The 14,234-nt window shown below is 68.9% G+C and carries 13 protein-coding genes; 7 read left to right on the top strand and 6 right to left on the bottom strand.

Annotated elements, in window-relative coordinates:
• Nucleotides 1-88: 88 nt before the first annotated feature.
• The 5 genes from K7G59_RS29930 to K7G59_RS29910 all read right to left on the bottom strand — a co-directional run bounded on the left by K7G59_RS29930 (nucleotide 89) and on the right by K7G59_RS29910 (nucleotide 4,546).
• Entirely contained in the window at nucleotides 89-472 is a 384-nt protein-coding gene (locus K7G59_RS29930; RefSeq protein ID WP_225839707.1) for a DUF6009 family protein, read from the bottom strand.
• Between the two features lie 264 nt (nucleotides 473-736).
• Nucleotides 737-1,027, bottom strand: a complete 291-nt coding sequence (locus K7G59_RS29925; protein WP_225839810.1) for a replication initiation protein, RepL2 — start codon at nucleotides 1,025-1,027, stop codon at nucleotides 737-739.
• A gap of 14 nt (nucleotides 1,028-1,041) precedes the next feature.
• A complete protein-coding gene (locus K7G59_RS29920; RefSeq protein WP_225839704.1) occupies nucleotides 1,042-1,494 on the bottom strand; it encodes a MarR family transcriptional regulator in 453 nt (150 codons plus the stop codon).
• A gap of 638 nt (nucleotides 1,495-2,132) precedes the next feature.
• Nucleotides 2,133-3,287 carry a ParB/RepB/Spo0J family partition protein gene (locus K7G59_RS29915; protein WP_225839701.1) on the bottom strand — a complete coding sequence of 385 codons (1,155 nt, stop codon included), beginning with the start codon at nucleotides 3,285-3,287 and terminating at the stop codon, nucleotides 2,133-2,135.
• Complete coding sequence (locus tag K7G59_RS29910; protein ID WP_225839698.1) at nucleotides 3,284-4,546, bottom strand: AAA family ATPase; 1,263 nt, start codon at nucleotides 4,544-4,546, stop codon at nucleotides 3,284-3,286. Before K7G59_RS29910 ends, K7G59_RS29915 begins: the two co-directional genes overlap by 4 nt.
• Before the next feature lie 603 nt (nucleotides 4,547-5,149).
• Here K7G59_RS29910 and K7G59_RS29905 point away from each other — a divergent pair.
• Genes K7G59_RS29905 through K7G59_RS29895 form a run of 3 tightly spaced genes read left to right on the top strand, consistent with a single transcriptional unit; the run spans nucleotide 5,150 to nucleotide 8,213 of the window.
• Complete coding sequence (locus K7G59_RS29905) at nucleotides 5,150-6,259, top strand: bifunctional DNA primase/polymerase (RefSeq protein WP_225839694.1); 1,110 nt, start codon at nucleotides 5,150-5,152, stop codon at nucleotides 6,257-6,259.
• Nucleotides 6,256-7,821, top strand: a complete 1,566-nt coding sequence (locus K7G59_RS29900; protein ID WP_225839693.1) for a phage/plasmid primase, P4 family — start codon at nucleotides 6,256-6,258, stop codon at nucleotides 7,819-7,821. The genes K7G59_RS29905 and K7G59_RS29900 overlap by 4 nt, the downstream gene beginning before the upstream one ends.
• Nucleotides 7,818-8,213, top strand: a complete 396-nt coding sequence (locus tag K7G59_RS29895) for a DUF6009 family protein (protein ID WP_225839688.1) — start codon at nucleotides 7,818-7,820, stop codon at nucleotides 8,211-8,213. The genes K7G59_RS29900 and K7G59_RS29895 overlap by 4 nt, the downstream gene beginning before the upstream one ends.
• A 140-nt stretch (nucleotides 8,214-8,353) precedes the next feature.
• Here the strand turns inward: K7G59_RS29895 and K7G59_RS29890 are convergent, their stop codons facing one another.
• A complete protein-coding gene (locus tag K7G59_RS29890; protein ID WP_225839686.1) occupies nucleotides 8,354-10,189 on the bottom strand; it encodes an acyl-CoA dehydrogenase in 1,836 nt (611 codons plus the stop codon).
• A gap of 513 nt (nucleotides 10,190-10,702) precedes the next feature.
• On the opposite strand from K7G59_RS29890, the gene K7G59_RS29885 reads away from it, so the two are divergent.
• The 4 genes from K7G59_RS29885 to K7G59_RS29870 all read left to right on the top strand — a co-directional run bounded on the left by K7G59_RS29885 (nucleotide 10,703) and on the right by K7G59_RS29870 (nucleotide 14,044).
• On the top strand, nucleotides 10,703-11,413 hold the full coding sequence (locus K7G59_RS29885; RefSeq protein WP_225839808.1) for a ScbR family autoregulator-binding transcription factor: 711 nt from the start codon (nucleotides 10,703-10,705) through the stop codon (nucleotides 11,411-11,413).
• Nucleotides 11,414-11,575: 162 nt separating this feature from the next.
• Nucleotides 11,576-12,814, top strand: a complete 1,239-nt coding sequence (locus tag K7G59_RS29880) for a cytochrome P450 (RefSeq protein ID WP_225839684.1) — start codon at nucleotides 11,576-11,578, stop codon at nucleotides 12,812-12,814.
• A gap of 276 nt (nucleotides 12,815-13,090) precedes the next feature.
• Nucleotides 13,091-13,726 (top strand): ScbR family autoregulator-binding transcription factor, encoded by a 636-nt coding sequence (locus tag K7G59_RS29875; RefSeq protein WP_225839681.1) that lies wholly within the window; start codon nucleotides 13,091-13,093, stop codon nucleotides 13,724-13,726.
• Nucleotides 13,727-13,801: 75 nt separating this feature from the next.
• A complete protein-coding gene (locus tag K7G59_RS29870) occupies nucleotides 13,802-14,044 on the top strand; it encodes an acyl-CoA carboxylase epsilon subunit (protein WP_225839679.1) in 243 nt (80 codons plus the stop codon).
• Nucleotides 14,045-14,234 lie beyond the last annotated feature (190 nt).

Here is a 14,234-nt window from a genome sequence, read left to right as displayed (position 1 = left end):
GACGGGCCGGCCGGGCCGGCGGCGCGGGGTTCCCTTGGCCTCATGCTCGGCTCGGCGGCTCGAAGCGGCCTCATGTCTTCCTGGAGGTTCAGCCGGGGAGTTTGACCGAGGACAGGGGGCCGCCCTCGGAACGCTCGGTCTTGCGGCCCCTGCTGCCGGGGGCGAGGGTGCTCGGGTCGACCGCCTCCGCGGGGGCTCCGGTGGCGTAGAGCCCGTCTGGGTCGAGGGGGCGGTCGTGCGGCTGGAGCCAGAAGACGCGGCGGCGGAACGTCCCCGAGGCGCGTGAGGGCTTGGCTTGCGGACCGAGGAGGGCGTACCCGACGACCCGGACGGCGCCGTGGTACGGCGGCTTGCCGCGACGCGTGGGAAGGCGGTCCAGGCGCTGCCGTACGTAGTCGAACTCGCTGACGTCCTCGAGCCACACCAGCTCGGTTTCGTGACTGATCTCGTCGTCAGTGATGAGAGAACTCATGCCGATTCCTCGTCGCCGTCGCCCAGCAGCCCGTGCCCGGATAGTACGCGAGCCGTACGGCGGGGGCTGGTGATGCGGAAGACCGGTGCGGCGGCGTCGGGCAGCCTCTCCCCTATTACGCCGTAATGGCTCCGGGGACGGCGCTGCCCCCTATTACGGCGTAATAGGGGGCAGCGCGGAGCGATGGACGTGAGAGCAGACGAGGCGTCCTGACGGTCGTGGCTGATTGACCTGATGTTCATCAGCCAGGACCGTCAGGTCGGCTCAGGTGGCTCGGCGCAGGGGTACGACGACCTCCTCACCGGTGGCCTTGGGGCTCAGGCGGTAGTAGCGGATGTGGCCCAGGCGCTCGGACTCCTCCAGCCAGCCGGCCTCGACGACCTGGCGGCGGGTGCGGGAGAACACCGTGGGCGACATACCGAGCACCTCGGCCAGCTCGGCGGCCGTCTTGCTGACGGTGCCGGCCCGGTCGGTGGGGTGCGCGGCGTAGAGCATCACGATCAGTCGCTGGTTCGCGGGCAGACCGGCCGTGTGCTCCAGCAGGCGGAGGGTCATGTCCTTGGTGTTGTTCACTTGGCCTCCCACCTGGCCGGGGTTGTCTCGTCGAATCCGGGGATGTCCGGCGGGTTGCAGGTCTTGATGGCTTCCCGTTGCTCGATTCCCGTTCCGTGGAAGGCAATGTAAGGGCTGATCCGGTAGAAGTTGTAGTTACCGATACGGCCGCGCACGATGAGGATGCGGTGCTTGGCCAGCTTCCGGTTGATCTTCCCTACCGCGTCGGTGGACATGCCGACCCGCTTGGCGATGTCCGCGCCGGTGGCCTTGAGTGGCTCCATACCTTCCGGGGATACGCCGATCCACCACAGAACGAGGAACTTCTGGCTGGGTGTGAAGGCCTTGCTCTCGGTGATGGCCTCCACACGGGCCTTGTCGACCTGAGTGTGCCTTCCGGAGAAGGCGTACGGCGCATAAGGGACCAGCTCACCGGTGTCGGCGTCCAGCAGTCTGCGCGCTGTTCCCAACAGGGGCCTCCGTGCCTGGTTGCTGGTGCGTTCATGAAGACGGCCCTCGCAGGCCGACCTGATGAACTTAACGTACATGAACAGGAAGTCGATGAACCCTGCCTGGCAAACCGTGTCGCTGAACCTCTCCAGCCGCCCTCGAGGAGTGCTCGAGTGAACCCGTACAAAGGCGGTTCAAGGGAACCTCCTTGATGAACGTGAAGTCCATTTACCACGTTCCTGTAGTCGTGGTGCCCAGTTCCCAGGAACCCCCTGTGCTGCTGGAGGAACTGCCTGGCAGTTCCTCAGATCTTGGCAGGAGGGAGCGTTTTCGCAGGTCAGAAGGGGTTTGGGGGCGGCGCCCTCTCTTGCTGTGGAAACACGCCGTTGCTGGGTGCGGGGAAGGGGCGGCTGGGCATGGGCAGTTGGGCACTGCCCGGGCTTCGTCAAGCGTGGAGTCACCCTGTTCCGGCCCCCTTTGACATCAGCCGACGAAAGCCCGCCACGACGGCGGGGATGCCGGACGATCAGGCGCGCGTGTGTTTCCGGCAACCAGGGACGGCATCAGCCACGTAGCTCGGTAGGGCAGGGTTGGCAAGCACGGAGACCCACGCACATGGGCCCCTGTCATTGCTGACAGGGGCCCATGTGCCGGGTGTTCAGTTGTCGGCGCCTGGAGGGGCGGAGACGGGGATCAGACGTTGCTGCTGGTGCTCGTTGAGGATGCGGAGCATCTTGTCGAACTCGGTGGCCGTCATCTTGCGGATGAGGTGCATGGCGAGGAAGGCACCGTCGTCGTAGGGGAGTTTCGGAGGGTTGCCGGTGGACGGTGACTCCACACACCGGGGTTCGGGGACCGGGCTTTCTCGAGGAACCGGGGCCTCGTGTGCCGCAGGTGCCTCCTGCGGGGGAGGTGGTGCCTGGCGGGGAGAGAGGGGCTGTGGGGGAGTCTCCTCTATTACGTCGTAATGGGGCTCGGACTCGTCATGGTGCTCGGCCTCGGATGCCGACTGCTGCTCGGCCTCGGATGCCCGGTGCGGCTCGGGATCCTGCTTGAGTTCAGGGTCCTGTTTGGGCTCGGGTTGCCTCGCCTGCTTCTGGGCGTCCTTGCGAGCACGTTCGGCCTTCAGGTCCTCCAGGACGTTCGCCTGCTGTTCGGCCGGCTTGTTGCCCACCGCGCGCAGGAGGTCGATCGGCTCCGTACCGATGCGGGACTGGAGTTCCGGGGTGAGGTTGAGCAGGGCCAGACGCTGGGAGACCCAGCCCTGGGAGCGGTGGAGGCGTTTGGCGAGGGCGGTCTGGCTGCCGTGGATGGCGAGGAGACGCTGGAGGGCCCTGGCCTCGTCCAGCTCGTCGAGGTCCTGGCGGTGGATGTTGGCGACCAGGGCGGACTCGAGGAGTTCCTCGGAGGTGCTGCCCTGGTCGTCGCTGACCATGATCTTGACGGTGGCGAGTCCGGCTTCCCGGGCTGCGGCCAGACGGCTGCTGCCGTCGATTACGACGTAATAGGTGTCCGGTTCGAGGTCGGCCTCGCGGCCGGGGTTCGCCTTCAGGTAGGCATCGCGGTTCATGACCGTGATGGCCTGCTTCTGGCCATGGGTGGCGAGGCTGCCCGCGAGGCCGGTGAGGTCACCGAGCGAGGAACGGGGGTTGTCGGGGTTGGGACTGATGCGGTGGGGCGAGAGTTCGGTGGGCGGGGCGATTCCGTCCGTGGGGACTCCGGTGGCTGCTGCCACGGCGGCGCGGCGGGCGCTGACGGGTCGGGCCGAGGCTCCGAAACGGCCGGCGCCCAGCTGGTCGGCCTTCTTCGTCATGAGATCTCCCGGGCGAGGGCGCGCATGCTCACGGCCTGCTGGGACTTCGGGGCGTAGGAGAGGAGGGGCTGCTTCATGCGAACGGCTTCTTTTTGTTCCTTCAGGTCGCCGATGAGGCCCACGACACGCGGATCCTTTATGTCCACCCAGCCCTGCAGGGAGGAGGTGGCGATGTAACCACGGCGGCCGTCGTAGAGGTTGACGACGATGCCCAGGTAGTCGATCTCCAGGGACAGGTCGGCCCGCAGGTCCTCGATCTGGGTGGTGAGCAGCTCGTAGGCGTCGGCCGAACTGTCCTCGGCCTGGACGACGATGAGGGCGCCGGACTGGCCCGGCTTCTCGCCGTTGCGGCGCCGGCCGTAATAGGCGGCGGCGTCCATGCTCAGGCCGAGGCTGGGAGGGCAGTCGACGATGATTACGTCGTAATAGGGCTCGAGCGGGGCAAGGGCGCGCTCCAGCGCGGCTTCCCGGGCCCGCACGGCGGACAGGCGTACGTCGAGGAGGAAGGCGTCGTTGCAGCCCGGCAGGAGGTGCAACCGCCCGCTGAAGGTTTCCTCGTCGACGGGGACGACCAGGTCTCGCAGGTCGCCCTTCGGGTCACCCGCCATGTGGTTGGTGAGGCTGTCGCCGTTCATCGGCAGAGGGGCGGCGCCCAGTTGGTTGGTCAGGTGGCACTGCGGGTCGAAATCGACCAGCAGGACGCGCATGCCGAGGCCGGGGAGGTTCTCGATGTCCAGCGGGTTGTCGGCTGGTTCCGGGGCATCGGCCTGTTCACCGGCCCGCAGGGCGGCGACGAGCTGCTTGGCGACCCGGACCGGGTAGAGCCGGTTGGGGTCTTCGGCCATCGCCTCGCCGGTCCCCGCGGTGATGGCGGTCTTTCCGACCCCGCCCTTCTGGTTGCAGACGATGATGCGCCGGGTGACGGCGGGCCGTACGACGTCCGGGGCAGGGTTGGTGTCGAGCCAGAGCTTCACGGACTGGGCCAGGCCCTGAATCAGGGAGACACCCCGGTCGGCCGCGGTGCGTTTGAACTCGTCCCACTGGCCGTGAGGGAGGAAGGTGGAGAAGGAGTCGGCGCCCGAGGTGTCGACGGCCTCACGGACGGAGGCGAGGGCACACCAAGCGGTGATGCCCTGCTCGACTGCGCTCTGGATGTCGAGCCCGTGCTGGGCGGCTCTGACCTTGAGGTCCTGCCGGAGCCGACCCGGCAGCTTGGAGACGACCTTCTCGCGGTCGCTGGAGGTGGCTGGAGAACTCATGTGGCTACCTTACTAACGCGGGTCATCAAAATCTTCCAAGACACGTTAGTTAGGGAAAGTTGTGGGGAGCGGCCTGCCCTCCAGGGGCCGTTCGGGCATCGGCCGAGGGTTGCTTCAGTCGCTGCGTCTGAGTCGCTCGGAAGGGACCTCCGTGAGCCCGCGGAGGGGGCTCACGGGCCGCAGCGACTGAACAGCTACCGAGAAACAGCGACCGAAGGTTCCGTGGGTCGCTTTGGGTCGCTGAGGAAAACCACAGGTCAGACGGGGTATGAGGGTCGATTAGCGACCGAAGCGACTCAAGGTTCGGGTATATGAAGACATTAGCGCGCGTGTGCGCGTGCGCGTGCGCGCGTCATATATAGGGGCCTTGAGTCGCTTCAGTCGCTGTTTCAGCTTGCGCGTACCCTTTGACCTGCAGGTTCGTTGAGCTACTCAGACAGCGACTGAAACTTCTCCAGTCGCTGGGGTCAGGTCGCTTCAGTAGCTCGTGGATCGCTGGAGACACACAGCTGATTTGCTTCGCCTCGTGTCCCCTTCAGTTCCTCTGGTTCGCTAGCCTGTCCCAAACGTTGAGTCGCTTCGGTCGCTGGTGGGGGAATGCGCATGGTGCGTGAGCTGTGGGTTTCGCGCAGCGACTCACGGCAGCCGCATCCCGCGCGGCACGTCCCCGGGCGGGCCCTGGCCACCGCGCGGTGGTGTGCCGGGCAGGGATGGCCGGTGCACCCGCTGGCGCCCGGGCGCAAGACGCCCGCGGGTAACTGCGAGGAGTGCCGGGAGCCGGGGCACAGTTACCGGGAGTGCGCGTGCCCGTCCGCCGGGCGCTGGTGCCACGGGTTTCGGGCCGCCACCCTCGACCCGGTCAGGATCGAGCAGTGGTGGGGCGCCAACCCCGGCTTCGGCGTCGGCGTCGCCTGCGGCCCGGCTGGGCTGGTCGTCATCGACATCGACGCCCACACGGACCAACTGCCCGAACGGGACCGGCTGCTGCCGGGCATCAGCATCCCCGCCGCCGTCGATCTGACCGGGCTCGCCAACGGCTTCCACACGATCGCCGTACTGGCCGCTCTGCGCGGCGCGGACAGCCCCGCGGACGACGAGGGCACCCTGCGCGTGCGTACGCCGTCGGGCGGGCTGCACGTCTGGTACCGGGCCCCCCGCGGGCAGCGCTGGCAGTGCTCCACCGGCTCGGGCGGCGGCCGTTCGCTGGCCTGGCAGGTCGACGTACGGGCACACGGCGGCTACATCGTCGCGCCCGGCACCGTCACCGAGGCGGGCATGTACGAGCCCCTCGAGGCCGGACGTGAACCCGCTCCGCTGCCCCCCTGGCTGGCCGGCGAGCTCGAACGCACCGGGCATCTGCCCGCCGCGCTGCCCCGGCCCCGGCCGGTGCCGCCCCGCGCCCGGCAGGCCGTCCTCGAGGCCAGGGGTGCCGGTTCCGCCGCCAGGCGTGCCCTGAACGCCGTACTGGTGGAGGTGACCGCCTGTGCCGCCGTACCCGAAGGAGCCGCCTTCTCGGAGAAGCTCAACCGGGCCGCCTACACCGCCGGAGGGCTGGTCGCCGCCGGGCAGTTGAGCGAGGCCGAGGCCGAGCAGGTGCTGACCGAGGCCGCCGAGCACGCCCGGCCGGGGCAGCAGCGGCGCTGCGGCGCCATCATCCGCAGCGGGCTCAGTGCCGGGCGGACACGCCCCTTCAGACCGGGAGGGGCCGTATGACGCCCGACGACGAGGTGCCCGAGGAAGTCACCGACGGCGACACACTTTTCGACCCCCGGGCGATCGCCGCCCGGATCCTGGCCGAGCAGCAGGCCCAGCTGCCCCAGCAGGCCTGCGGGCCGCGGGCGGACGACGTCGTGCGTGCGTCGGATCCGAACGGCGGGGACGGGCAGGCCACCGCCGACGGGCTGGTGCCCGACACCCTCAGCGACCGCGGCAACGCCAAGCTGTTCGTGAAGCTGTACGCCAACGACTACCGGCATGTGCCGGGGCTCGGCTGGTACCGCTGGGACGGCACCCGCTGGCAGATGGACGAGGACGACACCGTGCTGTGGGCCGCGGGCGACATGGCGGAGTCGATCGCCACCAGGGATCCGAACGGCGTGCACACCTCCGTGGCCCTCCAGCAGCACCGGCGCCGCACGCTGAGCACCAGCGGCCTCAACGCCCTGCTCGTGCAGGCCAAAGCGGCCCCCGGCATGGTCCTCAACGCGGCACGGCTGGACGCCGACCCGTACGCGCTGTGCACGCCGGCGGGCATCGTGGACCTGCGGACCGGGCTGGTGCGCAGCCCCGACCCGGACAAGGACTTCCATTCGCGTTCCACCACCGCCGCCCCCGAGCCGGTGCCCACACCGCTGTGGGACCGGTTCTTGACGGACACCTTCGGCGAGGGGCCCGAGGGCGCCGAGATGATCGGCTTTCTGCAGCTGCTGCTGGGCTACTCCATCACCGGCGACGTCGGCGGACAGGTGATGCCGTTCCTGTTCGGATCCGGCAAGAACGGCAAGTCGGTGCTGCTGGACGTGTTGATGAAGCTCGTCGGCGACTACGCCGACGCGGCCCCGCCCGGCTTCCTGATGGCGCGCTCGTACGAAGGCCACCCCACCGACCTGGCCGAGCTGCACGGGCGGCGGGTCATCGTGTGCAGTGAGGTCAAGCCGGGGGACCGGTTCGACGAGGCCAGGGTGAAGCTGCTGACCGGCGGCGACCGTATCAAGGCGCGCCGGATGCGGCAGGACTTCTTCAGCTTCCAGCCCACGCACAAACTGTGGCTGCTGGGCAACCACCGGCCCGAAGTGGGCACCGGAGGCTTCGCGTTCTGGCGCCGGATGCGGCTCATCCCGTTCGAGCGGGTGGTCTCCGACGACCGCAAGATCGACAACCTGGCGGACATCCTCGTCACCGAGGAGGGCCCCGGCATCCTCAACTGGCTGATCCAGGGCGCCCGCCGCTACCTGAGAGGGGACAAGGACCTCACCGGACCGGAGCGGGTACGGATCGCCACCACGGCATACGCGGAGACCGAGGACCACACCGGCAGATTCCTCTCCGAGTCATGCCAGATCGGGCCCGACTTCCGCGCGGAGCAGACACAGCTCTACGCGGCCTACAAGACGTGGTGTCAGAATGAGGAAGGGGCTCCGGCGGTCTCGTCCCGGGCCTTCGCGGCGCGGGTGCGTGAAGTGGTGGGGCTGGCGTCTCCGAAGGACATGATCCTGTCCAACCAGCGTAAGTACTACCCGGGCATCGGACTGGTTGCCGACGAGGAGACATCATGAGCGCCCTCATAGAAGAGGCCGAGATCGCCCACGAGGCCGAGATCGTCTGGCTCGAGGACGTCGGCCGGCTGGACTACGTACGGCAGAGCCTGGACCGGCTGCCCACGCGCCGGGGCAAGCCCGCCTATCACCGCGACGGCCGGATGGTCGGCTACGCCCAGCTCGGACCGCACGCCAAGCCGTCCCGGTCCTCCGGTACGTTCCGCCGCCGCGTGTTCTGGCTGCTGCCGCACGACCGCGACACCGCGCCCGGCGGGCTGTACGCGACCGGCGCGCCGGCCGAGGCAGTCGACCCGCGGACGCTCGCCCCGGGCAGCAAAGGACGCAAGACGGAACGTTCCGAGGGCGGGACGTGCTCCTCGTCGGCGCAGGAACTGCCCCTGCGGCTGTAGGCGAAGCGGTCCCCGTGCGCAGGACGCGGCCGGCGCCGGCGGGGGCCATTACGGCGTAATAGCCCCCGGGAGCGGCCGACGGGCCGCGAGCTGTCCGAGCTATTACGCCGTAATGGAGAGGCCCCGTGAGGGAAGGGCGCTCAGTACGCGAAGCCCGTGTACTCGGTGGCGCCCGCGTAGTCGGCCAGGCTGACGCTGCCGCTGTTGGCGATCGGTATGGCCGACAGGTACTCGTCGGGCAGGTCGAAGGCGGCGACCAGGGTCGTCATGTGCGGGGCCAGATCGTCCATGAGGTCGTCCAGGACGAACGGCAGCTCGCGGACCTGCTCGGCGCTCATGTGCCCCTCGGCCAGCAGGTCACCGGTGCGCCCGGCCAGCTGGTCCAGAAGGAAGAGCGCGCACAGCTTCTCCAGCAGACTCCGGGCCTCCGGGTGCGTCGCCCGCTCGGCCGCCTCGATGAAGACCTCCGCCGCCCGCAGCGGGGCGTGCACGGCGACCATCTCCATGGCCGCCGTGGACGACTTGTTCCAGCGGGCCACCGGGTCCTTGGAGGGGCCGCGGCGCAGGGCGACCCGGGCCCGTGCCTGCCAGACGGCCTCGACCCTGGAGAGCAACCCGCGTAGATACCTGGGGTCGGCCAGCGCTTCCGGCCCGGCCGGCTCGGCCGTACCGGAAGCGGCCTCGTGGCCGAACAGCAGCTCCGCTGCCGCCTTGGACCAGATCAGCAGGTTGTCACCCTCGGCGGTGATGGTCCCCTCGACGTACTCGGGGAACCCGATCAGCGCGTTGACCGCGAACAGGCCCTGGGCGCCGCAGCGTTCGCGGGCCTCGGCGGTGATGGAGCGGGCCTGCCAGGTGATCCACCCCTTGGTGACGGCCACCAGGCGCTCCACGTCCGAGCGGTTCTCCTCGGTGTGCTGGGCCCAGGCGGTGACGGCCGAGCGGTGCAGGAACGTCGTGGCGTACGCCATGGCCAGGGACTTGAGCAGTCGGCTGTGGTGGGTCCGGTGGCTGTTGACCGGGATGCGCTCGCCCGCCTTCGGCCCGCCCACCTCGCGGTGCTGGCCGTAGCGGACGGCGATGGCCAGCGCGGCCCGGGAGGCGCCGACGGCCGCGCCGCTCATGCACAGCTTGCCCATGGTGACCCGGCCGATGGACTGCAGGAACCGCTTGCGGCGATTGCCCACGTTGCTGGCGAGGGTGCCATCGCGGCCGAGCCGGCCGTGTTCCGCCTCCAGCAGGGCCTCGCGGGGCAGCCGTACCCGGTCGAAAGCGGTGACGCAGTGGTCGACGGGCGCGCCCTGCCGCAGGGGCAGCCTGCGCACCTTGACGCCGGGCAACAGCCCCCGTTCATCGCTCAGCGGGGTCAGGAACAGGAACACGCCCTGGTCCTGGCCGTCCACGACGAGCCGGGCGGCGACCACGGCGGTCTTGGGGCCGCCGGTGGTGCTGGTGTTGGGCATGAACTTCTGCGCGCCCGGATGCGGCGTGTGGAGGATGAACTCCCCGGTCTCCCGGTCCAGCTCGGCGGTGGTCTCCAGCGTCGAACTGTCGTTGCCGTGGTCCACCTCGGTGCACAGGAACGTGCCGATGCGGCGCAGTGAGGTGAACTCGGACAGGTCCCGGCGGGCATCGGCCTCATGGTCGAGCAGGCTGCCGAGGAACAGGTTGTAGTGGATGCTCGCCACCGTGCACAGGCTCCCGCCGCCGTCCACGATGGCTGCCCACTCGTGCAGGCTCGCCAGCAACTCAGGGTCCCCGGCGAGGCTCAGGGGGTCCGCGAGGTTGTCGTTCAGCAGCCGCAGCCAGTCGTAGGCCTGGGCCGCCTGCTGGGCGGGGGAGCGGTCCGGGGTGTGCCGGAAGGTCTCATGGGCGATCAGCCGGCGCCATCTGCCGTGGATCTCCTCGCGTTCGACGCCCTGACCGAAGAGGAGCCGTGCCAGTTCCCCGGCGGGTGCTGCGTCTTCCGCTTCCACTCCCCCCGGTATCCCTCGCGCTGTCGTGTGCGAAGTCTGTGACCGGGGGCCCGGCCCGTCGTCCGCGTCGTCAGGCGCGGCGGTACGCGTGCCGGGCCGGACTGTCAGAAGGGCCATGACCCTCTCTCCCCGTTGTCGCAGATCCGAAGATGTGCAGCCCAAAAGATACGGACCTACCGGTTTTCTTATCAAGTAAAAAGAGGGCAAAGCGCAAGCCTCAAACGATTCATTCTCGAAGTAGTTCCGAGCGGGTCACGAGCGGAATATCCAATTCCGTCCCCCGCCGCTCCAGGCCTTCCCGAAGGATATATTGCCGCTCTAGCGAAAAAATACCGAGCATGTGGTTTTCTTCAAGCAGAATTCAACTCTTCATTGCTCGCCTATAACCACCAAAGGAGACATATAGGGACAAATGTCACGGCGATGGTTGAGGGCGTGACGGAGGGGTGGCAGAATACAAACCTGACGGTTTATTTTTTTTCTACAGGAGATAGGCGCGGAGGTGTGTGGGCCGTGGCGTTGCAAGAACGGGCCATCAGGACGAGGCGGGCCATCCTTGTCGCAGCCGCCGCGGTCTTTGCCGAGGTGGGATACGAGGCGGCGACGATCTCTGAGATCCTCCACCGCGCCGATGTCACCAAAGGTGCCCTGTACTTCCATTTCGCCTCGAAGGAGGAGCTGGCCCAGGCAGTCCTGTCCGGTCAGCTCGCCGCGATTCCCGCCGTGCCCGAGCAGGAGCTGATACTCCAGTACGGCATGGACGAGGCGTTCATGCTCGCCCATATGCTGGCCATGGGTGACCCGGTGGTGCAGGGCAGTATCCGCCTGACGGTGGATCAGGGGGCGCCGAACGACGGCCTGGACCGGCAGGTGCCGATGAGCGGCTGGATCCAGCGCGACATCGACCTCCTCAGCATGGCCAAGGAGAACGGGGAGCTGCTGCCCCATGTCGATGTGACGGCCGCGGCCCGGATGTTCGTCGGGGCGTTCACCGGCGTACAAATGCTGTCGAAGATCATGACGAATCATGCCGACCTGCCGCAGCGTGTGTCGGACCTCTACCGGCACCTGATGGCCAGCGTCGCGGTCCCGGGGGTGCTCATGCAGCTCGACACGGCCGCCGACCGGGGGGCTCGGGTGTACGAGGCCGCGCTGAAGCTGCGCGCGGACAGTGAGTCCGACGAGAGCGGCGAGGCTGTCGAAGCGGCCGGCACCACCGGCTGACGTCCTGGCCGCACCGGGCCGTAGGGACGATGGCACAGCACGACAAGTGAACAGTCGTTGGGGGCGTGTGTTCCGCACGCCCCAGGAGGGGAGGGCGGGGGACCCCTCCCCTGGGCGCAGTGCAACGCAATGTGTGCAGGACCAAGACCCAGGAGAACGACAATGGATACGACTTCATGCCCTTACGCCCTGGACGCGATGGGGCGCGACCTGCCGGGCGAATCGGCGATGCTGCGGGCCCGGGGCCCTGCCGTGCAGGTCGAGTTGCCGGGAGGCGTCATCGCCTGGGCTGTTCTCAAGCAGGGCCACATCGAGCAGCTGCTGACCGATCCGAGGGTCTCCAGAGACGCTCGCCGGCACTGGCCCGCCTTCATCGAGGGGAAGATCACCGAGGACTGGCCGCTGTATCCGTGGGTGGCCAACGAGAACATGCTGTTCGCCTACGGCGACAGCCACGCCCGGCTGCGCCGGCTGGTCAACGGGGCGTTCACCGCGCGCCGGGCCGCGGAAATGCGTCCCCGGGTCGCCGAGATCACGGCCGAGCTCGTGGGCAAGCTCGCCGCCACCCCGGCCGGCACGCCGGTCGATCTGCGGTCCTTGTTCGCCGAGCTGCTGCCCATGCGGGTCATCTGCGAACTGTTCGGCATCCCGCAGGGGGAGAAGACGAAAGCCCTGTGCGAGGCGCTGAGCAAGGTCTTCAGTACCAGCATCCCCGCCCAGGAGGTGGAGGCCGCGCGGATGCAGGCGTTCATGCTGCTGGCCGAGCACGTGGCGTTGCGACGGGCCGAGCCCGGTGACGACCTGACCTCCTCGCTGATCGAGGCACGCGACCAGGGAGACCGGCTGAGCGAGGAGGAGCTGTTCGGCACCCTCTTCCTCATGGTCGCCGGTGGGCAGGACACCACCGCGGCCCTGATCACCAACGCCCTCGCGGAACTGCTGCGCCATCCCGACCAGCTGGAGCACGTCCGAGCGGGCCGGGCGACCTGGCTGGACGTGTGCGCCGAGACCATGCGGGCGCACACCCCCGTCGCCTACGCGCCGATGCGGTTCGCCGTGGAGGACATCGACCTGGACGGCGTGGCGATCCGCAAGGGCGACCCGATCATCGTCAACTTCTCCGCCAGCGGCCTGGACCCCGAACGCTACGGCGAGCACGCCGACCGCTTCGACCTGCTGCGCACGGACCGTGAGAAGAGCAGCATCGGCTTCGGGTACGGCACGCACCGCTGCATGGGCGCCCCGCTCGCCGAGGTGGAGGCGACCGAGGCCCTCGACGCGCTGTTCGCGCGCTTCCCGCGGATGCGGCTGGCCTGCTCCCCGGAGGAACTGCAGCCCATGCCGACCTTCCTGATGAACAGCCACCGCGAGCTGCCGGTGATCCTGACCCCGGCGGACTGACGCCGCCGGACCGGCTCGTGCAGGCCGCCGTCCGGCGGCTCCTCCGCGGAGTCAGACCGTCGTGCCGGTTGCACCTGGGCCAAACCGACCGACGTGACTCCGCCGTCCTGGCCCGGGCGGCGGAGTCCTTTCGTGTTCCGGCAGGTTGAGGCGTTGTCCGGTGTGTGCGGAGGTCTGGTGGAGGAGCGCGCGACGCATGCCGAAGGGCGCCTCTGATCTGATAAACATACCAAGCGTGCGGTTTGCTAAGATCCGGGGCCACGTAAAGGAGGCGTGATGGCCAAGCAAGAGCGGGCGGTGCGGACGCGTCAGACTCTGATCCGCGCTGCCGCCGAGGTGTTCGCCGCCGATGGGTATGCCCTGGCCTCGCTCTCCGTGATCAGCCAACGGGCCGGGGTGAGTGCCGGTGCCCTGCACTTCCACTTCGCAGGCAAGGACGACCTGGCCAGGGAGGTGGAGTCCGCGGCGGCGGACTCCGTGCAGCAGATGGCCGAGGGAAACCGCAGGACCGCTGGATCACCCCTGCAGTCGCTGGTCCGTACGGTGTTCGGCCTGCTGGTCGCCGCTGCCGAAGACCCGGTGGTCCGGGCCGGGTTCAAGCTGAGCGGCGACCCGTCCCGTAAGAGCGACGCGGAGATGCTGCGCTGGTGGCGCGCCTTCGTGCACGAACTGGTCCTGCAGGCCCAGGAAGCGGGGGAGTTGGCGCAGGACGTCTCGGCCGACGACGCGACCACGGCGATCGTCGCGGCCACGGTCGGGTTCGAGGTGATCTCCATGGTGGACGCGGAGTGGCCCTCGGTGGACCGCGTGGCGCGGTTCTGGTCCCTCGTCCTGCCCTGGCTGGCGGCGTACCCCGACCGTGTCCTGGCGGCGGTGACGCACGGGGCCCGGCAGCATGAGGGCGTGCACTGAACCCAGCGCTCTTCCAGCGGGCCGAAAGCTCCTCTTGAGCGCCATGCCGGACGGTTGCCGAATGGAGGAGGCGGCATGGGGGATACGGACCGAAGGTTCGACGGCGGGGGAGCCGGCCCGACGAGCAGTGCGCACGCTGTGATCCGGGTCGACCGGGGCCGGGCCACGAACGAGGAACTGGCCGCTGTCACCCTTGTGCTGCTCTCGTTGCTGGCCGCCCAGGGCGAAGCCGCGGGCGCGGGGCCGACCCCCGCCGTCCCGCAGTGGCGCCCTGAGCGGGCGCGTGCCGCCTACCGCTCCCCGTACAACTGGCGGTAGAGCCGCCAGCGTCCATGGCACTGATTTGTGTACGGCCCGTACTCCCGCGTGCGCGAACCGCCCAGGCGGTTTCTCGTGCGTGGCGTATCGATTCTCCGGGCCGACCACGAGGGAGGGACACGCCGTGACCACAGTGAACGACCTTTCCGTACCCCAGGCTCCGGGGGAGGTGGGAGCCAGCCGCGTACGC

The sequence above is a fragment of the Streptomyces sp. NK08204 genome (assembly GCF_020400585.1).
GTDB lineage: Bacteria > Actinomycetota > Actinomycetes > Streptomycetales > Streptomycetaceae > Streptomyces.
Note: the sequence above shows the minus strand (reverse complement) of the source record. Positions and strands in the feature narration are given on the sequence as shown.

Coding starts and splice junctions, on each gene's coding strand:
- K7G59_RS29910 (WP_225839698.1), bottom strand. CDS start 4,546: ATGAGTTCTCCAGCCACCTCCAGCGACCGCGAGAAGGTCGTCTCCAAG.
- K7G59_RS29905 (WP_225839694.1), top strand. CDS start 5,150: ATGGTGCGTGAGCTGTGGGTTTCGCGCAGCGACTCACGGCAGCCGCAT.
- K7G59_RS29895 (WP_225839688.1), top strand. CDS start 7,818: ATGAGCGCCCTCATAGAAGAGGCCGAGATCGCCCACGAGGCCGAGATC.
- K7G59_RS29915 (WP_225839701.1), bottom strand. CDS start 3,287: ATGACGAAGAAGGCCGACCAGCTGGGCGCCGGCCGTTTCGGAGCCTCG.
- K7G59_RS29880 (WP_225839684.1), top strand. CDS start 11,576: ATGGATACGACTTCATGCCCTTACGCCCTGGACGCGATGGGGCGCGAC.
- K7G59_RS29900 (WP_225839693.1), top strand. CDS start 6,256: ATGACGCCCGACGACGAGGTGCCCGAGGAAGTCACCGACGGCGACACA.
- K7G59_RS29870 (WP_225839679.1), top strand. CDS start 13,802: ATGGGGGATACGGACCGAAGGTTCGACGGCGGGGGAGCCGGCCCGACG.
- K7G59_RS29930 (WP_225839707.1), bottom strand. CDS start 472: ATGAGTTCTCTCATCACTGACGACGAGATCAGTCACGAAACCGAGCTG.
- K7G59_RS29875 (WP_225839681.1), top strand. CDS start 13,091: ATGGCCAAGCAAGAGCGGGCGGTGCGGACGCGTCAGACTCTGATCCGC.
- K7G59_RS29925 (WP_225839810.1), bottom strand. CDS start 1,027: ATGACCCTCCGCCTGCTGGAGCACACGGCCGGTCTGCCCGCGAACCAG.